This window comes from uncultured Muribaculum sp., from assembly GCF_910583865.1.
GTDB lineage: Bacteria > Bacteroidota > Bacteroidia > Bacteroidales > Muribaculaceae > Muribaculum.
Genome location: NZ_CAJTYX010000011.1, coordinates 1 through 22,262 on the forward strand (window position 1 = coordinate 1; position 22,262 = coordinate 22,262).

A 22,262-nucleotide genomic window follows, 5' to 3' on the forward strand; every position below is an offset into this window, starting at 1 on the left:
TGTCCACATAGAACTTTGGGAATACAATTCATCACCCCAAATGTCCACCCTGCCTATTCTTCTCTACATGAAAATCTCTGTGCTCTCTGTGGGCTCTGTGCGTTATTTGAAATTCGGATGCTTCGGGGAAGCATCCCTACGTTGCGATGTATATTTGCGTTATTAGTAGTCTATGGGGGGCCGGGTGTTATTTGGGGGAGTTGAGGGCGCGGCGGAGGTCGTCGATGGCGTCGTCGTGCATGTAGCGCATCTTGTTGAGATAGGCACGGTAGAGGTACAGCTCTTTGTCGTCGGGATTGTGTTCAAGTCCGGTGGTGATGTCGGCTGACGCTTCATTGAGGCGTCCTGTCATCAGGTAGCAGACGGCACGTGCCCCATAGAAGTGTGATGACGGGTCTTTGTCGATCACTTTCGTGTAGAATGGTATGGCTTTTTCCCATTGTTCGGTGGCGGTGAACAGTGATGCGCATGCGATGCCTGTCTGGAGGCTGTCGGGCGCGATTTCGAGGAGCAGGTCGCATTGGCGGTGGCAGGCGACGGTGTCGCCCTGTCGCAATGACAGCATGGCGTGCATGTAGCGAGCGTCGACATTTGTGGAGTCGAGGCGTGTGATTGAGGCATAATCATTGTTGGCGAGGCTGTCGCGACCCATGGCGAGGAGCACGTCGGCGCGGTTGGAGAGCACGGTGACGCTTCGCGGCGCTTTCCGGTGGGCTTCGTCGAGAGACCGGAGCGCGAGGCTGTCGCGACCGAGGTTGTACTGCACTATGCCGAGATTTGAGAGTATGAGCACGTTGGATGGGTTGGCCGGGTCGGTCGACAGCGCACGCAGGAGGTACTGTTCGGCTTCGTCCCAGTTGCGGTCGGAGATGGCGGTGTCGGCTTTCCCCATGAGGTCGAAGTATTCGTCCTGCGAGCCGGTCCGGGGGGTATCGGCAATGGCCCGGATGCCGGGATAGAGCGCGATGGCGGCGAGGGAGACAAGGGGCGCCACCCGGAGGATGCATATGTGTTTGCGGAGGTTCATCTAATGCTTGTTTAGAGTGAAGTATTCGTTTTCCGTCATTGTGACGATGCCTTTGCGCATCATTTCGCGCAGGGCGTCGATTATTTCTTCCTGACGGAAGGCAGATTCATCCAGAAGGTATCTCAGCGGGCGCGGCTGCTGCCCGATCATGTAGCGCAGTGATTCGCCGAGTTCGTGGCGGCGGTCAGGCGACAGGTCGCGCTTCTTGCGCCGGCGGCATTCGTCGCAGGTGCCGCACACGTCGCGTGGCTTCTCGCCGAAGTAGCGCAGCATCACGTTGACGCGGCACTCGACGGAACCGAACGCGAATTCTTTCATCGCTTCGAGGCGCATCTCCATGCGTCGGCGCTGCTCTTCGTAGATTGCGGGTGGTATGAGGATATGCGGCGGGAGCTGGCGGGAAGAGGTGTATAGGATATAGGGGGTGGTCTTGCGCGGGATGTATTGCAGTATGTGCATGCGCGACAGCACCACGAGCGTCTCGCACACCTGCTGTTCGGTCGTCTCGGCCCGTGAGGCTATCATGCTTTCGTCGATGGGTATGAAATCGGCGAACAGGCCCGTGTAGGAACGCATGAGCACGTTGAACACCTTCTCCTTGGTGTTATCGAGGGTGATGTGGTACAGTTCTTCCTTGGTGGCCGTGATCATCACGCGCGAGTGTGTCGACACTTCGTCCATGAACTCGATGTGGCCGCACTGCGTGAGGATGTGCAGCGCGCTGCGTGCCTGCCGGGGATTGAGAGAGTAGATGGTGGTGAACTTGGCGAAGTTGAACTCGTAAATCCGGCCGAACCCCTCCCCGACGGGTATGGACAGGAAGTTTCCGGCGAGCTCGTAGACGCGGCGAATATAGTCTTTTGGCGGGAATGCCTCGTCGATGGCCCGGGTGAGGCGTCCTTTGTCGTGGGGGGAGACGATGAGCACGGCGAAAGCCGGCTTGCCGTCCCTTCCGGCGCGCCCGGCCTCCTGGTAGTATTCTTCAAGCGAGAGCGGGCAGTCGATGTGCACGACCGTGCGTACGTCGGGCTTGTCGATTCCCATGCCGAAGGCGTTTGTGGCGACAATCACGCGGGTCTTTTCCGATTTCCACTCCTCTTGCCGTATGGATTTCTCCTGCGCCTGCAATCCGGCGTGGTAATAGTCGGCGGCGATGCCGTTTTTCGACAGCATCTCGGCGATCTGTCGTGTGCGGATGCGCGAGCGCACGTAGACAATCGCGCTGCCGGATGTACGGGTGAGTATGTTGAGCAACTGACGGTCCTTGTCGTAGTCGTTGCGCACGATATACGATATGTTGGGGCGCGAGAAACTCCTGGAGAAAACATTAGGGCGGCGGAATTCCAGACGAGCCATGATATCGGCCACCACTTCGGGAGTGGCCGAGGCGGTGAGCGCGAGCAGGGGCGCATGGGGGAACAGCGCACGCAGTGATGCTATCTTTAGATATGCGGGGCGGAAGTCGTAGCCCCATTGCGATATGCAGTGGGCCTCGTCGACGACGATCAGCCGGATGTCGAGCCCGCGCAATGTCTCCAGGAAACGCTCGGACTGCAGTTTTTCCGGTGACAGGTAGAGGAGACGGGCTTTTCCGAGGCGGCATCGGTCGATGCCGAGCCTGTGTTCGGCGCGCGATAGTCCGGAGTGGAGGCACACGGCCCTTATGCCACGTGCAAGCAGGTTGTCGACCTGGTCTTTCATCAGCGATATGAGCGGTGTGACGACTATCGTCAGGCCGTCGGACGCAAGGGCCGGAATCTGGAACGTCAGCGACTTTCCGCCGCCGGTCGGGAGCAGCCCCAGAGTGTCGTTGCCGTCGAGCACGGAGAGTATTATCTCCTCCTGTGCGGGACGGAACGCATCGTATCCCCAGTATCGACCGAGGATGTCGTGTATGAGAAGAGATTTTGATGCGCGATCAGTCATCGCATATATTTATGTCCTTTACGTGGAGCTGGATCGATGCTGTGGAGTTGGGGTGCTTGTTTTCTTCGATGGTGTAGCAGATGTCGAAAGGCTTGCGCGAGTGTATGTGGTCGAAGTATTTGCCTTTGTTGAACGCGATGCCGTTGAACACTTTTCCGGAAGTGTTGTCGACAAGCTCCAGCTTCACGTGTTCGAGATGTCGTCCGACGAGCTTGCTTGTGCCGAAGTCCATGACGTGGCGTGTGCAGAACACCGGTTTCTGGTTACCCGGCCCGAATGGGTTGAACTTCCGGAGCAGGCTTATGAACTGCGGCGTGATTTCGGCGAAAGTGAGCAGCGCGTCGATTTCCAGCTGCGGGGTAAGCTGCGTGGGCAGTATGTTGTCGGCCACGTATTTCTCGAAGCGGCGTGTGAATTCCGGGATGTTCTCCTCCTTCATGGAGAGCCCGACGGCGTAGGTGTGGCCTCCGAAGTTCTCGAGCAGGTCGCGGCATGAGTCGATGGCACTATATATGTCGAACCCTTGCACGGAGCGAGATGAACCGGTGGCGAGACCGTTGGAAAGGGTGAGCACTACGGAAGGTTTGTAGTATAGCTCTGTTATGCGCGACGCCACGATCCCGATGATGCCCTTGTGCCAGTCGGAGTTGTATATCACGATAGACTTCTTGTCCTGGAACTTGTCGGTGTGCTGCTCAAGGATGGCGTTGGCCTCCTCGGTGATGCGTTTGTCGAGTTCCTTGCGGTCTTTGTTGTACTGGTCGATGTTTTTCGCGATATGGTATGCTTCGGCGAAATCGCGGGCCACGAGCAGCTCGACGGCCTCGCGTCCGCTCTGCATGCGTCCGGATGCGTTGATGCGCGGCCCTATCTTGAAGATCACGTCGGAGATGGTGATCTCACGGTTAAGGAGCTGGCATATCTTTATGATGGCCCTCAGGCCGACGTTGGGGTTGGTGTTGAGACGGCGCAACCCCCAGTAGGTCATTATGCGGTTTTCATCGACCATGGGCACTATGTCGGCGGCGATGCTGACGGCCACGAGGTCGAGCATGTTTTCAAGCTCGGTCGACTGCAGTCCGTTGCTCTGCGCGAATGCCTGCATGAACTTGAACCCCACGCCGCATCCCGAGAGGTGGGGGCACGGGTAGGTACTCCCTTCGAGTTTGGGATTGAGGATGGCCGCGGCAGGTGGCAGCTCGTCGTCCGGGACGTGATGGTCGCAGATGATGAAATCTATGCCGAGAGTGCGGGCATACTTGATCTCCTCGATTGCCTTTATGCCGCAGTCGAGGATGATGATGAGACGGACGCCTGAAGCGGCGGCCTCGTCAATTGTGCGGTAGGATATGCCATATCCCTCGTCGTAGCGGGTGGGGATATAGTATTCGATGTTGGAGTAATAATTCTGCAGGTACTTGTAGACGAGGGCGACGGCAGTTGTCCCGTCGACGTCGTAGTCACCATACACCATTATTTTCTCCTTCAACCCCATGGCCTTGTTGAGCCTGTTTACAGCTTTGTCCATGTCGGGCATCAGGAACGGCGAATGCATGTCACGCAGCGAGGGGTGGAAAAATTTTTCCGCCTCCTCGACAGTGGATATGCCACGCTGCACCAGTAGCTCGCTAACAGGTGGGCAATCGGCGTATCTTGACGCCAACTCCGTCTCTGATTTTTGTTTTTCTGCTGTAAGGGGTAAGTAAATCCATTTACTTATCATTTATGTTGTTTTTATTTTTTGCATTGCAAGAGGCCGCGTGGCAAGCGGACCTGAGAGAGGAGGGGAGAGGATAATGGAGAAAAGATGCCGTGTCATCGCACAATGTGTTGGGAGAGAGCGGCGAAAGCATCCGGTATGTATGGCGTTCAGGGCCATGGTCAGTAGGGTCACACACCTACTTCGGGTATATAACGCAAATATAGCCATTAATTTTGTAATGGCTACTATGGAGGGGATGATTTAAGTTAATTTAGATTTTGAGGGTACTCAGGCCTGCTGGCCGGGGTTGAGGTGCACGTCGAGCTGCGGGAACGGGAAGTTGATTCCGAGCGGAGGCAGCTCCTTGTAGAATCGCTCGTTCATGGTGTAGAACACGCCCCAGTAGTTTTCCGATCGCGTCCATGCACGCACGGTGAGGTCGACGCTCGATGTGTTGAGATTGCCGAGACCTACGAACGGGGCGCGGCTAATCTTGGGCAGAAGCGCAAGAGTCTCTTTGTGGTATTCATCGATAGGCTTGGGGACGGGTACCTTTATTTTCCCGTTTTTCCCTTTGAATCGGTTGAGCCACGACCGGGATTGCTCCTTTCCTTCAGTTTGTTCGAGTTCTTTGGCCGTGGCGGCGTCGCTGTCGGAGTTTTCAAGGTCCTGTTCCATGAGCGATTCGTCGGGAGCGTTTTCGTCATCCTCGATATATTGCCTCACTACCCGCGGATCGCTGAGCAGGATGTCGATTATTCCTTTCTTTGCGGTGTCGTAGTCGTCGCCGTATGCGATCGATACGGTCCAGTCGACCCTCCGGTAGGCTTCCTTGGAATAGTTGTTGACGGAGCTTGTCGAGAGTCCGCCGTTGGGTATGATGATCTGCTTGTTGTCGGCGGTGTTGATTATGGTCGAGAATATCTGTATTTCCTTTACCGTGCCGGCGTATCCCTGCGCCTCGATGTAATCGCCGATCTTGTACGGCTTCAGGAGGAGTATGAGGACACCTCCGGCAAAGTTCTGCAGTGTGCCGCTCAGGGCGAGACCAACGGCGACACCGGCCGAGGCGAACAGCGCCAGGAATGAGCTTGTCTCCAGCCCGAGTATGCCGATCACGGTGATCACCAGGATGAAGTAGAGCGCTATGTTGATTACGCTGAGGATGAATGTGGCGAGGCTCTGGTCGAGCTTGCGGCGTATGAATATCGATGATACGAGCCTATAGATCTTGCGTATGAGGAATCTGCCGGCATAGAACACGAGGACCGCTATGGCCAGGTGTGCGGCAAATTCGAGCAGGCTGTTGATGAGCCGGTTGATTATCTCGTCGGCCGACATGCCTTCGAGCATTTTCAGGTCTTTGCCTATGTTCTGTATGGAGTCGGATGCGGCAGCTTCGGCGGCTTTCGGTGCCACGGCGGATTCCGCCCCTTTGAGTATGTCGTCAAACTGTATCATATCGGGTGTGATTGTATCTTATTCTGTCTTGTGCGATATCATGTAGGGGGCCACGACGTCGTGATACCATTGCAGGTCGTCGTAATGGTACCGTGTCTGCAAGTTGGAGCTCCCGGGAATGAACGCGGAGACCCCGTTCACATTATCAAGCGGGTAATTGCCGTAGTTGAGCCAGAGAACGTCGGTGTGGCGGAACACGGGGACAAACTGCGCCAAGGCATTGTCGAAACGCGCGACAAGCGAGGCGTCGGCGGTCAAGGTGTGCATGTAATGGCTGAGGTCGTAGAAATAGCCGCTCCACCCGGAAAATCCGTATTGCTGTATGCGCGAGGGATCGACATAGGTGGTCTGCGCGGATGAATAGATGGCCTTGACGGCATCGGCCACAGCACCGATGCGCGACATGTCGTAGAGCGAAATGGCTATGCCGCAGTAGTCGCCGTCACGTGTAAGATTTGCGATGGCGTCGTAGGTGTTGACCGCGAGGCTGCCGAGATCAAGCTGCTTTGAGAAGAAGGCGGGAATGTTGCGCCCATAGTCCATGCCGGCATATGGCGTCTCGGTGGAGCTTGCGATTATGAAGTCGGCGGCGTTGCGCAGCTCGTAGAGCGTCTCGATGTTGCCCATGAAGCAGCAGTCCATGTAGATGAACCGGAACTGCTTGTGGCCGAGCGCGTCGGCAAGGTCTGGAATCGACATCTCGCGCTCCGGACCGGTGAATCCCACGTCCTGGCCCCATGAACGGTTGGGCGACCTCCATCCCGACGCGTGGCTCCATAGCAGGAGACCGTATTCCTGCGCCGGGGCTATCTCGCGAGTGTCGGCGATGACGGTTTTCATCATTTCGGGGTCTACCGTATTGCTCCCTGCCGGATATGTCTTTAGTGTCGTTTGTGAGTCTTTTGTGAGTTCGATCAGCACAGGTCCGGCTGCGGATGATGTCTTGCTGAACACGATGAGCCTTCCGCCATTATCGAGCGCCCCAGCGTCGACGGCGCTTACCATGGCGTCGAAGTTGAGCTTGTAGGGGAGGGACGGACTGTTGTTGGCGGCCATGTAGACGAGCACGGTGCGCGACACTTCGGGGGATTGAGGTCCCGGAGCGTCACCGTCATCATGCTTGCATGAAACGCATATGAGCAATATGCCTGTCACGAGGAGAAGGTGGCGTAGTAGATATTTCATGTCCACACAGATTTACGAGGGTACAAAATTATTAAAAACAGGGGTTAAAATACCTCAAAATGGCATAATAAACCCAAACCGCCACTTTGCGATGTCCCTTGCGGGGGATTGCGTCAGGGGCGGGTGTCGACCGGCGTCAGTCCGAGTTTTCCGCCAACCATCATCATCAGCGAGAGGGCGGCATCGCGTTCGTTGGGTATCATGCCGTCGAGTATGGCGTTTTTTATCGCCTCCTTGATTTCTCCGACCTCGCGGCATGGGCCGAGGCCGAACGTGGCCATTATCTCCTCGCCGGACACCGGCGGCTGGAAGCAACGAATGCGGTCGCGTTCCTCAAGCTCGGTCATTTTGTGTCGCACGAGCTTGAAGTTCTCGATGTAGCGTTTCACCTTGGCCTCGTTTTTCGAGGTGATGTCGGCTTCGCACAGGGTCATAAGGTCATCGATGTCCTCGCCTGCGTCGAAAAGCAGACGTCTGACGGCGGAGTCGGTGACCGTCTCCTCGACAAGGGCTATGGGGCGCATGTGCAGCTCCACGAGTTTCTGTACATATTTCATCTTCTCATTCATCGGGAGACGCATGTCGCGGAATATGCGCGGGATCATCTTCGCCCCGATGAAATTGTGGTTGTGGAACGTCCAGCCGAGTTTGGCATCCCAACGCTTGGTGACCGGCTTGGCTATGTCGTGGAAGAGCGCCCCCCAACGGAGCCACACGTTCTTGGACTTCCGTGCCACGTTGTCTACCACCTGCAGCGTGTGGTGGAAATTGTCCTTGTGGCCGCGTCCGTTGACAGTCTCTACGCCGCGCATCGCATCAAGCTCCGGGAGGATGTATTTCAGCAGCCCGCACGCGGAGAGGAGTTCCCATCCTATGGATGGCATCGGCGAGGCCATGATCTTCATAAGCTCGTCGGCTATGCGCTCGCGCGATATTATTTCGATGCGTGAGGCGTTGCGTGTGATGGCGTCGAATGTCTCCGGCACGATGGAGAATCCGAGCTGGGTTGCGAATCGGATGGCGCGCATCATCCGGAGGGGATCGTCGGAGAATGTGACGTCGGGGTCGAGCGGTGTGCGTATAAGCTGGTCGTCGAGGTCGGCCAGGCCGTCGAACGGGTCGATCAGTTCGCCGAATTCATCGGCATTCACGCATATGGCCATCGCGTTGATGGTGAAATCGCGTCGGGAAAGGTCGTCATCGAGTGTGCCGTCCTCCACCACCGGCTTGCGGCTGTCGTGGGAGTATGATTCACGGCGAGCGCCTACGAATTCGAGTTCGAGGTCGTGGCGTTTCACCTGTGCGGTTCCGAAATTTCGGAACACATGCGCCTGGCATCCGCCTCCGAATGCGGCAGCCACGGCTTCGGCCACTTCTATCCCGCTCCCTACGGTGACGAAATCGATATCCTTGGAGTGGCGGTGGAGGAATATGTCGCGCACGTATCCGCCCACCACATAGCATGGACGGGACATGGAGTCGGCGACCGTTCCGACATTATGAAATACGGGGAGGTCGATTTTATCGGCAAGATTCATTGTCGGTATTACTTTTTTCATAACAGGCTGAATAAACAGGGTTTAGAGGGTGTTTCATAACAGAGGTTAAATACCGGGCTGTCGGATTTTTAAGGAAATTACATTTAAGTCGAAGGAGCATAGTGGGATATGTGACTGAGACGCGAATGCAATTTCACAAAAATCCGGCAGCAGTAAAGTGACTTCTGCTGCTGATAGCTTCATCCTGTTAAAACTCAAGTTCATATCATGTCAGTTATGTTATAATTGCTTATTCCCTTGGATTCGCATCTTTGGATGTCTTTCACCTTTTGATTCAGTCTTTCTCGACAAGCTCGAAAGCGCTTCGCGATAACACATAGCCCGCTATGCTCCTGAATCCGCAAGGCGAAATCCATCGCAAATCTGCGAACCCGGAATTTAACTTCTGTTATGAAACACCCTCTTAATCAGCCGGGGTTTCTATTCGAGATTTATAATCTGTTCGGGGGCGCATGTTATGCGCTCGAGTCCGCCGGCTGTGACGACGTAGGTGTTCTCTATGCCTACGGCCCCTACACCCGGGACTACGAATTTAGGTTCGAGGGCTATCACGTTGTGCTCTTTCAGCACGTCGCGGCTGCGTGGCGCTATCACGGGCAGCTCGTTGATCTCGATTCCTACGCCATGGCCGATGAATCCGGCCTTTTGCGTGTAGCCCATGAAATGACGCTCCAGCCCGGCCTCTTTCACGATGCGCATGGCTGTGTCGTATAGGTCCGATGCCTTCGCCCCGGGCACTCCCACCTTTTCGAGCTCCCGGCATATGTCGATCGAGCACTGATGGGCACGCACGGCCTCCCCGGCAAGCTGCCCGAGAGAGAATACGCGTGTCATGTCGGTCATGTAGCCGGTGAAATTGCCGTTTGCATCGACCATTACGGCATCGCCGGGCTTTATGACGGATCCGTCGGCACCTACAGGTATCGACGGGTCGAGTCCGGCCCCGCCCATGGCGAAATCGTAGGGTGTGGGGTTGTCGGCGTTGTTTCCGGCAAGGACATTGGCCATGAACAGCTCCATCGAGTCGCCCGCTATGCGGAACTGGCCGAGGCATCCTTCGAGTCGCGACACGCGCTCGATCTCGATCTGCAGCTCTATGTCGCTCATGCCGGTGCGGTAGAGGTGGGGTATGCGGCTGTAGACCATGGCATGTTTAATGCCGGAGCGGCGCAGCAGATGCAGCTCGAAATCGGTCTTTACGGCACGTGCGGAGCGCATTATAGCCGAAGCGTCGGCAATGGCGGCGTCGGGAAAAACTGCTTTCAGGCGTTCTATGGCGAGATATGTCGCTCCCCCCAGTTCCAGTCCGATCCCGGCGGGGAGTGGATAACCGCGCCGGGCCAGTTCGCCGGGTATCAGTTCCGGTTTGTGGATGTGGCACACGTTGTCGCCTCTGACGTTTTCGGGGCGGCGCACGAAATATAGCGGCTCTCCTTCGCGGGGGATGTAGACCCATCCGCTCACGACACGTCCGAGGGTGTAGAATATGTTGGCGTTGCCGGTGAGAAGGAGCGCGTCGACCGACCGCTCCATCATCAGGGACCGGATTGCGGCGATACGCCGTGAAATCTCTTCAATTGGGGTAAGAGCATGCAAATCCATAGGCTTGAAGTTGGTATGTCTATGCCGGCATGGGGCATATGGCTTAATTAAGGAACGAGCATTATGCCTAAATGTTCGATATTCCGGATAGTGTCGACCCTCATTATGTGGCGTATGGTGATCGGAGATCCTGCGGTGACGGCCACTTGCGGGGGGATTGTGTCGGCAAACTGGAAGGAAGCGCCTACGCCGTGTCCCTTCCAACGTCCGTACATGTCGGCAAGGACGCAGTTGACAGTGTCGCGCATCACGCGTCCGTCCGGGGCGGTGTGGGTCACTTCGAGCCATATGTTGGAATATGGGTAGCTGTTGTTGTGGCGCAGGGCCACGACGAGATGTCCTGCGGCTATCGAGTCGGACATGTAGCGCGGAGTGAGACTGATGGTGTCGCCGTAGGCCCATCCTTGAGCCGGTAGCGTGGCGAAGTCGCAGAATGCCGAGTCAATGCCGCCACAAGCCCATAGGGAGAGCATTGTGGCGGCATTGATTATGTGTAGAAGTATGCGTCGTCTCATGTCGGCACGTAAAGGTTACTCCGGTTTCGGTTTCTGCTGTTGCGCGGGCTGTTTAGGCTGCTGCTGTGCGGTCTGTTTGGGTTGCTGGGGCTGCTGTTGTTTTTGTTGCCGTGGCTTTTGTTGCCCTGCGGACTGTTTCTGCTGTTGCTGCGGCTTGTTGCCCTGTGGACGTTTGTCGCCTTTGTCTCGGCGCTGGTTCTTGTTGGCGTTGTTGCCGGCGTTGTTGTTAGCGGCGTTTCCGCCATCCTTGCCGTTGTCGCGGGGTTTGGGCTGCGCGTCCTTCTGCTGTTGCTGCGGCTTCTTCTTTTTCTTCTTCTTGGCCTTGTCGAAGCGGGTAAGGCTGTCCTGGCCGACAAGTTCGACGAATTCCTTTTTTTGCTTGGGCTTCTCCATTCCCTCGGGGATGAGGCTCAGCGGCTTCTCTCCGGCCTTGTTGAGGGCTATGACCTCGAACGCGCGTTTTGCCGGGATGGTCACCAGGTTGGCTGCCATCTGCTTGTCGGTGGAATACGTTATCTCGCGCTTGAATATGTCGGTCTTGAAGTGGAAGTAGGTGTTGTCGGCGGTCTCAAGCCGAATGTCCTTGGAGGGCATCTGCCTTACGCTTTCCACATATGTGTCGATCTCGAAGTTGAGGCAGCATTTCAGTTTGGCGCACTGTCCGGCGAGCTTCTGCGGATTGAGCGAGATGTCCTGGAAGCGTGCGGCGCTGGTGGCTACGCTTACGAAGTTGGTCATCCATGTCGAGCAGCATAGAGGACGACCGCAGGGGCCTATGCCTCCGATGCGTCCGGCTTCCTGCCGCGCGCCGATCTGTTTCATCTCGATACGCACGTGGAACGCCTCTGCGAGCACCTTTATGAGCTTGCGGAAGTCGACACGTTCGTCGGCGATGTAGTAGAAGATGGCCTTGTTGCCGTCGCCCTGATACTCGACGTCGCCGATCTTCATGTTGAGATTGAGGTCCTCGGCGATTTTGCGTGCCTTGATCATGGTCTCGTTCTCGCGGGCTTTCGCCTCCTCATACTTTTCGATGTCGGCGGGTTTGGCCTTTCGGAATATGCGCTTGATCTCGGCATCGCGTTTTACTCCGGCTTTCTTCATCTGTATGGCCACGAGAGTGCCGGTGAGGGTCACCTCGCCGATGTCGTGTCCCGGTGAGGCCTCTACGGCCACGATGTCGCCTTTGGCTATGTCGAGTCCGGTTGTGTTGCGGAAGTATCCTTTGCGGGTGTTCTTGAACTGTACTTCCACTATGTCGAAGTCTGCAAACCCTCCGGGGATGTCGTCGAGCCAATTGTGGCAATGCAGTTTGCCACGGGGCGCCTCCCGGCAAGCGTCGCAACGACGAGACACGGCCTCACACCTTGGGATGTCGGGCCTTTCGTCATCTTCATCTTCCGCCTTCTCGCCGGGCGCGGCCGGAGGAACCGGTACGGCGGGTGTCGCCGTGGCTTCCTCTTCTGCCGGGATAGCGGCGGAATCCATGTCTTTGTCGGTTGTACTCATTATTTTGCAAAGCTTACCGAGCGGGTCTCACGGATTACGGTAATCTTGACCTGTCCGGGATATGTCATTTCGGTCTGTATGCGCTTGGCGATTTCGGCAGAGAGCTTTTCTGTCTCGGCGTCGTCGATCTTGTCGGCGCCGACAATCACACGAAGCTCGCGTCCGGCCTGTATGGCGTAGGTCTTGATAACGCCGGGGTAGGACATGGCAAGCTGTTCGAGGTCGTTGAGTCGCTTGATGTATGCCTCCACGATCTCGCGTCGTGCGCCGGGGCGTGCGCCGGATATAGCGTCGCACACCTGCACGATGGGAGCGAGTAGCGACTGCTGCTCGATTTCGTCGTGGTGGGCGCCGATGGCGTTGCATATCTCGGGCTTTTCCTTGTACTTTTCAGCGAGCTTCATGCCGAGGAGTGCGTGGGGCAGCTCCGGCTCTTCGTCAGGCACCTTGCCTATGTCGTGGAGCAGGCCGGCGCGGCGTGCTTTCTTTGGGTTGAGTCCAAGTTCGGATGCCATGATGGCGCAGAGGTTTGCCGTCTCGCGTGAATGCTGGAGCAGGTTCTGTCCGTAGCTCGAACGGTACTTCATCTTGCCTACGAGTCGGATGAGGTCGGGATGCAGGCCGTGTATTCCGAGGTCGATGGCCGTGCGCTTGCCGGTCTCCACGATTTCCTCCTCGATCTGGTGGCGCACCTTGGTCACCACTTCTTCGATGCGGGCGGGATGTATGCGTCCGTCGGCCACGAGCTGATGGAGCGCCAGGCGCGCTATCTCACGTCGCACGGGGTCGAAGCCTGAGAGCACGATGGCCTCGGGGGTGTCGTCGACGATGATCTCGATGCCTGTTGCGGCCTCAAGTGCGCGGATGTTGCGGCCTTCGCGACCGATGATGCGCCCCTTTATCTCGTCGGAATCGATGTGGAACACCGTGACAGAGTTTTCGATGGCGGTCTCGGTGGCCACCCGCTGTATCGATTGTACGACTATGCGTTTCGCTTCCTTGTTGGCAGTGAGTTTCGCCTCGTCCATGATGTCGTTGATGTAGCTCTGCGCGGCAGTCTTGGCTTCGTCGCGGAGCGACTCTATGAGTTTTTCCTTGGCTTCCTCTGCGGATAGTCCGGAGATGTGTTCCAGGGTGTCCTGGGCGGTGCGTGTGAGCTTGTCGAGTTCTGTGCGCTGGCTTTCGAGCACTGCGGCCTGAGCTTCAAGGTTGGCCTTGAACGTGTCGTTCTCATTGCGGCGCCGGGCTATCTCGCCCTGCTGCTGGTTGAGCTGCATCTCGCGCTGCTTCAGGCGGGCTTCGTTCTGCTGCACCTTCGACATGCGCTGGTTGGCAGCCTTGTCGGCCTCGGCCTTTATCTGAAGTTCTTCCTCGCGTGCCTTGAGGAGCTTTTCCTGCATGAGCATCTCAGCCTCCTTGTGCGCTTCTTCGATGATTGTCTTTGCCTTGCTTTTAGCCGAGGAGCGCTGTATGGCGATCATTACGGCTACGCCTATTATGAATGCGACTACTCCGCATACAAGCCCTAAAACGAGTGGGTCCATGATATGGTTAATTTTTTAATTAATAATTGGTTATAAAAAACAGCAAGCACCATCGCATACATAGACGCGGGGAGCGCGGCTGCCGGATGTCTACGGAGCCGTTTTCCGCACGGGAGTGTAAGGCGTGGTGCTGGCATGTGGTCAACTCTCTCTCGGGTCGGCCGGGAAATGTGACAGGCTTTCTCATGAAAGGCAATCAGATCAATTTCCAAAAGGGATATCCGGAGCCTGTGGGATGAATGCGCGAATGGGGGGTGTGCGTTCGAGCTTTCGTGGCCTGGGCCTGAATCATTTTATGTCGAGAAGTATCTTGTCGAGGCTCTCCTCGAATTCCGCGAGACGGCGTTCGGCCTCCTCGTTCTTGCGATACTCCTGTATGTAAAGTCTGGCGAAGTATATTGCCGTCATGGCAAGCACGTCGGAGTCGGACTGGTCTGCGGCCTTGTCGTTCATCCATTTGGCCCATACGTGGTTTACGTAGTATTCGGCCTGTCGTACCTCTTCTTCTTCTTCACCAAGCGACACAGCCATGCGCAACGGGCGCTGGTTTGCCACTTTTATTGTAATATTCAGTTTGTCTCTCATTGCATCAATCGGATAAATCGGCGATGCACTTATCGATTTCCCGCACCAATCTGGATATCACGGCACGGCTACGTTCGGCATCGGCTCGCGAAGGTATGGCCGTGGTGACCACAGTGAGATAGTCGATCTGCCGTGTGAGCGTCTCTACGCTGAGACGCAACTCGTCGACAGTGGCCTGAAGCTCCGCGATACGTGCGTCGGCAGCCTTCTTTTCGCTCAAGAGGGCATGGTAGCGGTCGGTAAGGCCCTGGGCCTTACGGGCTACTCGCTGAAGCCTCTCATGCAAATCGGTTGCCATTTAATCCAAATTTCCACAAATTTACAATAAAAATCCGAAATGCAATGTGGAATGCCGTAAAAAATCTGAAACGCAGATTCCACAGACATGGAAATCTGAAATTATAGGATGGGACTAAGCAGCCTCACCATCGATTCTTTGGCTTTCTGCATGCGCGGGCGCTTCTGCCATGTGCCAGGATTGATGCGTTCGGCGGAGGCCATGTCGTCGAGGAATATCCGGGTCATCTCGGCGTTGATCTCGGGGGAGTAGATCATCACGTTGCTCTCGAAATTGTGCTCGAAGCTGCGGAAGTCGAAGTTGGCTGAGCCTACCGAGACGAATTCGTCATCGACGATCACCGTCTTGGCATGCAGCATGCCGGCGTTGTAGAGGTACACCTTTGCCCCGGACCTCAGGCATTCCTGTACGTAGGAGAATGACGCGTAGGTCAGGACGGTGGAGTCGCTTTTCGCCGGAATCATTATGCGGACGTCGACCTTTGCCAGGGCTACGGCCTGGAGGGCGCGCAGGAGCGAGTCGGTGGGTAGGAAGTAGGGTGTCTGGATGTAGACGCGGCGGCGTGCGTTGGCTATTGCCTTGTGGAACAGCATGGCTATGTTGCTCCAATGGCTTGTCGGGCCGGAGGTGATCAGCTGGATGCCTGCGCCGGGATTGTGCTCCAGACGTGTGGCGGGGGCGTCGAGTATGAGCGGCTGCCCCATGAACGACCAGTCGACTGCCACGGCATACTGCAATGCCCCGACTGCCGGTCCTTCGACGCGGAGGTGTGTGTCGCGCCAGATTCCGGTGCCCGTACCTTCGATGTAGCGGTCGGCGATGTTCATGCCTCCGACGTAGCCGATGCGTCCGTCGATAACGGCGAGCTTTCGGTGGTTGCGCCAGTTGACGCGTGTGGCGAAATGCGGGAATGTGACCCTGAAGAAGGGGTGTACTTCCACGCCGGCTTCCTGCATGCGGCGGAAGAACCGCCGCGGTGTGTTGAGGGATCCGATGTGGTCGTAGATGAGGCGCACCTTTACTCCTTCGCGGGCTTTTTGCATCAGGGCTTCGGCGACGCGGGTGCCTATCTTGTCGTCTTTCACGATGTAGTACTCCATGAGCACGTAGTCGCGTGCTGATTCGATGTCGGCGAGCATGGCGTCGAACTTGGTGCGTCCGTCGGTGAATATGTCGATATGGTTGCCCGGATAGTAGATGGCTCCCTGGAGGGTCTGTGCCATGCGTATCTGCTGCTGGCTTTCGGGAGTGAGAGGGAGCGACGGGATGCTGACCGGTGGGTAGGACTCCTGGCGGCGCAGCCTGCGGCGGTTGCGCCGGGTGATCATACGAGTGTTTTTCAGGGAACGCCCGAAGAATATGTACAGCACCACTCCGAACACGGGCACCATGAGAAGCACCGTGATCCACGCCAGCGATTTGACGGGATTGCGGTTTTCCGACAGCACTACGGCCACAAGGCTGACTATCGTGCCGACGTAGGCTGCTAAGAGTACGATGTAGTACCAGGCCATGGTTGGATGGATGCTGTGTCAGGGTCAGTTCGGTTCCGGGGCACAAGGTAGCGAATTTTGAGGATAGGAGGCGCGATGTGTGTGTTAAAAAATGTGTAAGATGGTGGTGGCCTATCTACCGGACTTGGAAAAGGGTGTGTCGGACAGGTCAGACAGGACTGACGGGTCTGACAGGTCTGACAGGTCGGAGACGTGTGGGTAAGACAGGTCGGACAGGGCTGGTTTATTCCAGTATAAAACGGCGGTGTGTCGAAAAAATCGACACACCGCCGTTTTGGATTGTGCGGTATTGTTGAGCGGGGATGCTTTATGCTTCCTCTGCTTCGGCTACAACTTCGAAGGGGATCTCCACGCTTACTTCCTTGTGGAGACGTACTGTGCAGGCGTACTTGCCGAGGGTCTTTACGCTGTCCTTGACAACGATGAGCTTGCGGTCGACGTCGTGACCGAGCTTGGCGAGAGCCTCAGCGATCTGGAGCGCACCGACAGAGCCGTAGATAGTGCCGTTGGCACCGGTCTTTGCGGCGATGGTGATGAGTTCCACACCCTTGAGAGCCTCGGCCATAGCCTCAGCCTCGGCCTTGATCTGTGCGATCTTGTGGGCACGCTGGCGCTGGTTCTCGGCGAGCACCTTGAGTGCGCTCTCGGTTGCGATAACGGCTTTCCCCTGCGGGATGAGGTAATTGCGGCCGTAGCCGTTCTTTACTTCTACGACATCATCCTTGTATCCAAGGTTGGTGATGTCCTCTTTCAATATGATTTTCATATATTATATTGCTACTTGGGGATTATTTCATCAGGTCGGTCACATAGGGGAGCAGGGCCAGATGGCGTGCACGCTTTACAGCCTGAGCCACGCGGCGCTGGAACTTGAGCGAGGTGCCTGTGATGCGGCGGGGAAGGAGCTTGCCCTGCTCATTGAGGAACTTCTTGAGGAACTCGGGATCCTTGTAGTCAATATACTTGATGCCGCTGCGTTTGAAACGGCAATATTTTTTCTTCTTTACGTCTACCGACAGGGGAGTGAGGTAGCGGATTTCTGATTGTGCTTGTGCCATTGTTTAGTCCTCCTTTGCTTCTACGGTTTCTGTTGCGTTGGTCTTGGCGCTGCGGAGCGAGCGGCGCTTTGCTGCGTACTCAGCTGCGTACTTGTCGAGGCGGAATGTGAGCCAGCGGAGCATGCGCTCGTCGCGGCGGAACTGAGTCTCGAGCTTCTTGATGGTAGTGGGTTCGGCGTCGAACTCGATGAGGGTGTAGAAGCCGGTCGACTTCTTCTGGATGGGGTAGGCGAGTTTGCGCAGGCCCCAGTTCTCTTCGTTGACAATGGTACCGTTGGCGCTTGTGATCACGTCCTTTACCTTGTCTACCGCTTCCTTCATCTGAGCATCAGACAAAACGGGAGTTAAAATGAAAACGGTTTCGTAATGATTCATGATTGAACTGTGAATTATTAATAATGTGTCGGAAAAACGACCGCAAAGGTATGGAAAAATTTCCGTACTCCCAAGCCGCCGACTCGCGAAATGTCGAAATTTCTGCAAATTCCGTGAATTTTAGTGTGATGGAGGGCGCGGGAGGCGGGCATGGCTGGGTAGGTGGGACAAGTCGGACTGGTCAGACGGGTCTGACAGGGCAGAGGGTGGTTGAGGGGGCAAAGGGAGGGTGGAGGGCTGAGCATTTTGGTGAAGAGGCTGTGGCGTAAAATTTTACGCCACAGCCTCTTTGCGGATAGAAATTGTAGATATTGAAAAATTAAAACGGGAATTGTTGGATTTGTCCTTTGGTCGGGGCTTTCCTTTTTTATGGGAGTTGCCCGGGTTGGTATGGATTGGTAGTGATCAGAATTTCACGTTGTCGGTGGTCCAGATGCCGGAATTCGTGCCTGTGACGTTGCCTGCGGCGTATTGGAAGTAGTTGTTGGCGGTGACGGTCACGGCATCGACCGGGCGGATTGAGCTTCCGGAGCCGGTGTAGGACCGAGCGATTGAGCCTGCGGCTCGGCAGGAGTTGACGGTGGGCTTGTCGGCGCATTGCAGCTGCCCGCAGACGAGTCCGAGGATACTCCCTTCGGTTGCTATGACGCATCCGGTGTTGGATATGTCGGTGAGGGTGAGTGTGCGCACGAGTCCCAGGACGCCTCCGGTGTAGGTGGCGGCGTCGGCATCGGTAACGACGGTGCCGGAGTTGGCGCAACGTTCGAGCAGCGCTGTGTTGGCCGCTTTTGAGTTGGTGGACGCTCCGAGGATTCCTCCGACGCGGAGACCCGATTTCCATCCGGCGTTGGTGGCTTCGCCGGCGTCGGCATGTATGGTGCCGGAGTTAGTGCAGTCGCGCAGGATGAAGTTGCCCGACGATTGTCCGAGGACGCCGGCGACACGGTTGGCCTGCGCGTAGATGTCGCCGGAGTTGGTGCAGCCTTCCACTACGGACGGTTGCGTAGGGGTGCCCCATGCGTATCCGACCACTCCGGCCACGCCTGTCCCCAGGGAGTTGTGGTACATGTTGGATTTTACACGTACTATGGAACCGGCGAATGTGCAGCCTTTTATGGTGGAGCAGTATGCGTAGCCCACCACTCCGCCGAGCGAGCCGAGGAAGTTGGAGCTTCCTTTGTTTATCAGTGACTCCAGTACGGTGCCTTTGACGGTTACGTTGTCCATTGTGGATGAGTGGAGCACGCCTGCGGCGAAGCCGTACATCGAGCCGGCAGTCATGTTCTCGTTGGTGATCTGCATGGTGCATGAGGCGTCGATCACCAGATTTTTGATGGTAGCATTCGAGCATGTGCCGAACAGCCCGTAGCAAGGTGTGTCGTCGGCGGTGAGCGACAGGGCGCTTATGGTGTGGCCGTTGCCGTTGAATATGCCGGTGAAGGGGTATCCTTCATCACCGAGGGTGGCAGCCGTGGCGTTGAGCTTCGAGCCTTTCAGGTTGCCTGCCGGAATCCATTGCTTTCCGGAGAGGTTGATGTCGGCAAGTAGTGTGATCTCGCCGTTTTCGTCGGTCCAGCGGTCAAGCGGCTGTCCGGAATTCACCGCCGAGGCGAAGGCTATGAAGTCGTCGGCATCGGATATGCCTTTTGCCCGTGCTCCTTCCTGGGTGAATTCTACCGTCGTGGCGTCCATGCCGACAGGCTTGAATGTGATTTTTCCTGTGCGCGCTTCGACGGCGGTGTTTCCGGCTATCGAGAAACGTGCTATCCCATGGTCTGTTGCCGGCGCTGTGGAGATCCAGGCGTTGTCGGAGACCTCGACGGTGTAGTCCGTGTTGGTGTCGATGTTGACCGTTACCTCCCCACCTTCTGCCGGGACTGGCGTCCCGTCGATGGTTAGTATGTCGAACCGGAACAGTTCAGCCGGCACTTGTTCGACGGTGTGGCATTGGTCCTCCATCCCCGTAGCCGTTATCTTTATGGTGGCTTTGCGTGGCGTCTTGTCTGCGGCAAGGGGATATGGCGCTATGATGAATGTCTCACTACCGAGAGTGGGCACTGCACGCGAAACTACGCGAGTGATCCAGTCGGCATCAATCTCTACGTCGTAGTCCACGTTGGAGCGGACAAGTATCTCAAGGGTTCCTCCGGAGCCTGAAAAGTTGTTGCCGGTGGAGGCGATGAGGGAGAGGGCGGGTGTCTCGTCGGGTGTCTCGTCATCGTCGGAGCAGGATGTCAGGAAGCCTGCGGAGAGCATGGCGGCAGCGAGGCAGAGGATATATCTCAGTGGTTTCATTTGTGTTGGGTTAACGGTTGATGAAATATTCTGATTCGTGTCCGAGCACGGTCTCTTCGGCTATTGTCCGCAGCTTTGCCGCTATGGCCGGGTCGCATCCGCAGTCGGAGACTCCGGTATTGAATCTTTCGCCGAAGATCACGAGATAGTTGACGCATGATTTAAGGTAGATGCCGTTGCGGTTGGGATGTTTCTTGTCGGTGTAGTACATGTCGGTTATGCCCTGCTTTGCGGCATTCTCGAATGCTACCCCGATCGGCGATACCCAGTCGACGTTGTCATCGGCAGAAGCTATTGCCATTGTTCCGGCGAGGAGGTCGGCCAGGAATGGTTCAGACGAGCCGTATCCGTTCCAGCTGCCGCTCGGGAAGGCCCACGTGTTTTCGAGTATGATTTTCGCGGCCGGCGATTTGGCCCGGAAGGCGGCGCTAAGACCCCGGCAGTCGGAAAGAGCCTTTGGGTCGGGATTTTTAGCGTAATCGGCATAGCGTACAGACTGTTCCTGCATGAGCACGTAGTCGTAACCGCCCTCTTCATAGACATTCTTGGAGCGTTCCAGCGTCAGGTGGTTACTGAAGTATTGCGAGCCTTTGCTGTTTATCCTGAGGTCGAGTTCGTGGCCTTGGGAGCGTGCCAGCTCTTTCAGCACGTAGGGCGATGCGAAGTAGTGTGTGAACGAGTTGCCGATTATACCTACTTTTTTGACATCTTTCATGGCTACTCCGGGATATGCCGCTACCGAGCAGAAATGGAACTCGTGGGTCGGGAAGTAGATTTCTCCGGTATTGTCGGGGGTGAGGGCGGTGTCCGAACCGTTGCGGTCGCCTACCACACGGCATCTCACCCTTATCATCCTGTCGGTGACGGCATTGCGGAGTGTGAATGTCTGGGCGAAGATGGCGTGCTGGTATGAGCTGAAGTATTTCGTGTAGAAAGAGTATTTTTCACCGTCGGCGTTGACATGGAGGTCGCTCTCCTTGGGTGCGGTCCATCCGTTGCCGTCGTAGATCTCGCAGATCCAGTATTTGGGCGCGCTGTTGCCGGCCGAGGAAATGGTGAGCATGAAGTCTATGTCCGTGCCCGGCTGTAGATTTTCCGATGGAATCGAGAAGAGAAGGTAGTCGCCGGTGTAGAGTCCCGACACCGCCACGGAGTTTTTCTGCGTGGTGCAGATTACATGGTTGAGGCGGCGGTTGTTGACCCCGACGGCTGTCATATATGAACGGTTGGCGCCTGCGTCGTAGTTGGCGGGTGCGATTCCTGTGGTAGTCCATCCGCAGTCTGCCGCCTGCGCCTGGGTGTAGTACCATCGCGAGGGGATGGAATTGCCGGGAGCAATCGGCTGCTGTATGACATCGAGCGATGTGATTTTGCCCGATTCCTTGCCGATGAAGTCGATGCGGGCTTTCCTGACCTGTGTGTAGGGGCCGTCGGGAGCTATTGAGAATGTGATGTCATCGCCAGGCCCGACTGCCGTTTCCGGCATGTCGGCGAATTGCAGCCATCCGGCATCGCTCAGTGAGATCTCGACTTCCTCGTAGGGTGAGACGGTGATGGTGCGGTATGTGCAGTCGGTGGGGTCGAAGCGTATCTCTTTTTCTGAAACGGCGCATGACTCCTCGCGAATCAACGGCGCTTGTGTCACGTTGATTTTGACATATTCCGTGGTGGTGTATATGCAGATGCTTTCTTCGCGGCTTTCCCGGGTGGGATTCGGTGCGACATTGACCATTAGGCGGTAATGGCCGTCCTTGTTCGTGCCGTGGCCGGCGTTCGGCCCTAAGGTGAGCCAGCTGTCTTTGGGTACAATTGATTTCCAGTCGTTTCCCGTCACTCCTATGTTTATTTCGTAGGTCCCCCCTTCGGCGGGGACCGAGAGGGAGGTGACGTCGGCGGTGAGACGCTCTATCTCCCATTCTTTTGCCTTGTCATCGTCCGACGAGCATCCTGCGGGGAATATGGACGCTGCGCACAGGACGATTGATAAAAAATCGAGATGCTTCATGGTTGTTGTGATGAAGAGATTGGTAATATATGTGTTGGTTGGTTGTAGTGGACGGAATTGGTAATATTAATCGGATTAATATGATTTGTCAGACTAATCAAT

18 protein-coding genes are annotated in these 22,262 nt (G+C 56.3%); all 18 read right to left on the bottom strand.

Features of this window, described 5'->3' with window-relative positions; genetic code table 11:
* Positions 1 to 187: 187 nt before the first annotated feature.
* Entirely contained in the window at positions 188 to 1,027 is an 840-nt protein-coding gene (locus QZ303_RS03825) for a tetratricopeptide repeat protein (RefSeq protein ID WP_295729340.1), read from the bottom strand.
* Positions 1,028 to 2,953: an ATP-dependent DNA helicase RecQ gene (locus QZ303_RS03830; RefSeq protein WP_295729342.1), complete on the bottom strand. Its 1,926-nt coding sequence runs from the start codon at positions 2,951 to 2,953 to the stop codon at positions 1,028 to 1,030.
* Positions 2,946 to 4,676 carry a single-stranded-DNA-specific exonuclease RecJ gene (recJ, locus tag QZ303_RS03835; protein ID WP_295729345.1) on the bottom strand — a complete coding sequence of 577 codons (1,731 nt, stop codon included), beginning with the start codon at positions 4,674 to 4,676 and terminating at the stop codon, positions 2,946 to 2,948. Before recJ ends, QZ303_RS03830 begins: the two co-directional genes overlap by 8 nt.
* Before the next feature lie 267 nt (positions 4,677 to 4,943).
* Entirely contained in the window at positions 4,944 to 6,116 is a 1,173-nt protein-coding gene (locus tag QZ303_RS03840; protein ID WP_295729348.1) for a mechanosensitive ion channel domain-containing protein, read from the bottom strand.
* 18 nt (positions 6,117 to 6,134) lie between these two features.
* A complete protein-coding gene (locus QZ303_RS03845; RefSeq protein WP_295729351.1) occupies positions 6,135 to 7,301 on the bottom strand; it encodes a clostripain-related cysteine peptidase in 1,167 nt (388 codons plus the stop codon).
* A 113-nt stretch (positions 7,302 to 7,414) separates the two neighbouring features.
* Complete coding sequence (locus QZ303_RS03850; protein ID WP_295729505.1) at positions 7,415 to 8,839, bottom strand: HD domain-containing protein; 1,425 nt, start codon at positions 8,837 to 8,839, stop codon at positions 7,415 to 7,417.
* Positions 8,840 to 9,280: 441 nt separating this feature from the next.
* Positions 9,281 to 10,462 (bottom strand): Xaa-Pro peptidase family protein, encoded by a 1,182-nt coding sequence (locus QZ303_RS03855; RefSeq protein ID WP_295729353.1) that lies wholly within the window; start codon positions 10,460 to 10,462, stop codon positions 9,281 to 9,283.
* A gap of 47 nt (positions 10,463 to 10,509) precedes the next feature.
* Complete coding sequence (locus QZ303_RS03860; protein WP_295729355.1) at positions 10,510 to 10,977, bottom strand: gliding motility lipoprotein GldH; 468 nt, start codon at positions 10,975 to 10,977, stop codon at positions 10,510 to 10,512.
* A gap of 15 nt (positions 10,978 to 10,992) precedes the next feature.
* Positions 10,993 to 12,486 (bottom strand): regulatory iron-sulfur-containing complex subunit RicT, encoded by a 1,494-nt coding sequence (locus QZ303_RS03865; protein ID WP_295729357.1) that lies wholly within the window; start codon positions 12,484 to 12,486, stop codon positions 10,993 to 10,995.
* Positions 12,486 to 14,030, bottom strand: coding sequence for a ribonuclease Y (gene rny, locus QZ303_RS03870; protein ID WP_295729359.1), 1,545 nt, complete (start codon positions 14,028 to 14,030; stop codon positions 12,486 to 12,488). Before rny ends, QZ303_RS03865 begins: the two co-directional genes overlap by 1 nt.
* 288 nt (positions 14,031 to 14,318) lie before the next feature.
* Complete coding sequence (gene zapA / locus QZ303_RS03875; protein ID WP_295729361.1) at positions 14,319 to 14,615, bottom strand: cell division protein ZapA; 297 nt, start codon at positions 14,613 to 14,615, stop codon at positions 14,319 to 14,321.
* A 4-nt stretch (positions 14,616 to 14,619) separates the two neighbouring features.
* Positions 14,620 to 14,913, bottom strand: a complete 294-nt coding sequence (locus QZ303_RS03880; RefSeq protein ID WP_295729365.1) for a hypothetical protein — start codon at positions 14,911 to 14,913, stop codon at positions 14,620 to 14,622.
* A gap of 101 nt (positions 14,914 to 15,014) precedes the next feature.
* Complete coding sequence (cls, locus tag QZ303_RS03885; protein ID WP_295729367.1) at positions 15,015 to 16,427, bottom strand: cardiolipin synthase; 1,413 nt, start codon at positions 16,425 to 16,427, stop codon at positions 15,015 to 15,017.
* Between the two features lie 307 nt (positions 16,428 to 16,734).
* Positions 16,735 to 17,193, bottom strand: a complete 459-nt coding sequence (gene rplI / locus QZ303_RS03890) for a 50S ribosomal protein L9 (RefSeq protein WP_295729370.1) — start codon at positions 17,191 to 17,193, stop codon at positions 16,735 to 16,737.
* A gap of 22 nt (positions 17,194 to 17,215) precedes the next feature.
* The gene (gene rpsR, locus QZ303_RS03895; RefSeq protein WP_068961324.1) at positions 17,216 to 17,485 is read right to left on the bottom strand and encodes a 30S ribosomal protein S18; all 270 of its coding nucleotides are present in this window, start codon (positions 17,483 to 17,485) and stop codon (positions 17,216 to 17,218) included.
* A gap of 3 nt (positions 17,486 to 17,488) precedes the next feature.
* Positions 17,489 to 17,860 (bottom strand): 30S ribosomal protein S6, encoded by a 372-nt coding sequence (gene rpsF, locus QZ303_RS03900; RefSeq protein WP_068961323.1) that lies wholly within the window; start codon positions 17,858 to 17,860, stop codon positions 17,489 to 17,491.
* Between the two features lie 405 nt (positions 17,861 to 18,265).
* Positions 18,266 to 20,155 (bottom strand): BACON domain-containing carbohydrate-binding protein, encoded by a 1,890-nt coding sequence (locus tag QZ303_RS03905; RefSeq protein WP_295729377.1) that lies wholly within the window; start codon positions 20,153 to 20,155, stop codon positions 18,266 to 18,268.
* Positions 20,156 to 20,165: 10 nt separating this feature from the next.
* Entirely contained in the window at positions 20,166 to 22,160 is a 1,995-nt protein-coding gene (locus QZ303_RS03910; protein ID WP_295729380.1) for a BACON domain-containing protein, read from the bottom strand.
* Between the last annotated feature and the right edge of the window lie 102 nt (positions 22,161 to 22,262).

Coding starts and splice junctions, on each gene's coding strand:
- rplI (WP_295729370.1), bottom strand. CDS start 17,193: ATGAAAATCATATTGAAAGAGGACATCACCAACCTTGGATACAAGGAT.
- QZ303_RS03855 (WP_295729353.1), bottom strand. CDS start 10,462: ATGGATTTGCATGCTCTTACCCCAATTGAAGAGATTTCACGGCGTATC.
- QZ303_RS03880 (WP_295729365.1), bottom strand. CDS start 14,913: ATGGCAACCGATTTGCATGAGAGGCTTCAGCGAGTAGCCCGTAAGGCC.
- zapA (WP_295729361.1), bottom strand. CDS start 14,615: ATGAGAGACAAACTGAATATTACAATAAAAGTGGCAAACCAGCGCCCG.
- QZ303_RS03840 (WP_295729348.1), bottom strand. CDS start 6,116: ATGATACAGTTTGACGACATACTCAAAGGGGCGGAATCCGCCGTGGCA.
- cls (WP_295729367.1), bottom strand. CDS start 16,427: ATGGCCTGGTACTACATCGTACTCTTAGCAGCCTACGTCGGCACGATA.
- QZ303_RS03910 (WP_295729380.1), bottom strand. CDS start 22,160: ATGAAGCATCTCGATTTTTTATCAATCGTCCTGTGCGCAGCGTCCATA.
- QZ303_RS03850 (WP_295729505.1), bottom strand. CDS start 8,839: ATGAATCTTGCCGATAAAATCGACCTCCCCGTATTTCATAATGTCGGA.
- rpsR (WP_068961324.1), bottom strand. CDS start 17,485: ATGGCACAAGCACAATCAGAAATCCGCTACCTCACTCCCCTGTCGGTA.
- QZ303_RS03845 (WP_295729351.1), bottom strand. CDS start 7,301: ATGAAATATCTACTACGCCACCTTCTCCTCGTGACAGGCATATTGCTC.
- recJ (WP_295729345.1), bottom strand. CDS start 4,676: ATGATAAGTAAATGGATTTACTTACCCCTTACAGCAGAAAAACAAAAA.
- QZ303_RS03825 (WP_295729340.1), bottom strand. CDS start 1,027: ATGAACCTCCGCAAACACATATGCATCCTCCGGGTGGCGCCCCTTGTC.
- QZ303_RS03905 (WP_295729377.1), bottom strand. CDS start 20,155: ATGAAACCACTGAGATATATCCTCTGCCTCGCTGCCGCCATGCTCTCC.
- QZ303_RS03860 (WP_295729355.1), bottom strand. CDS start 10,977: ATGAGACGACGCATACTTCTACACATAATCAATGCCGCCACAATGCTC.
- QZ303_RS03830 (WP_295729342.1), bottom strand. CDS start 2,953: ATGACTGATCGCGCATCAAAATCTCTTCTCATACACGACATCCTCGGT.
- QZ303_RS03865 (WP_295729357.1), bottom strand. CDS start 12,486: ATGAGTACAACCGACAAAGACATGGATTCCGCCGCTATCCCGGCAGAA.
- rny (WP_295729359.1), bottom strand. CDS start 14,030: ATGGACCCACTCGTTTTAGGGCTTGTATGCGGAGTAGTCGCATTCATA.
- rpsF (WP_068961323.1), bottom strand. CDS start 17,860: ATGAATCATTACGAAACCGTTTTCATTTTAACTCCCGTTTTGTCTGAT.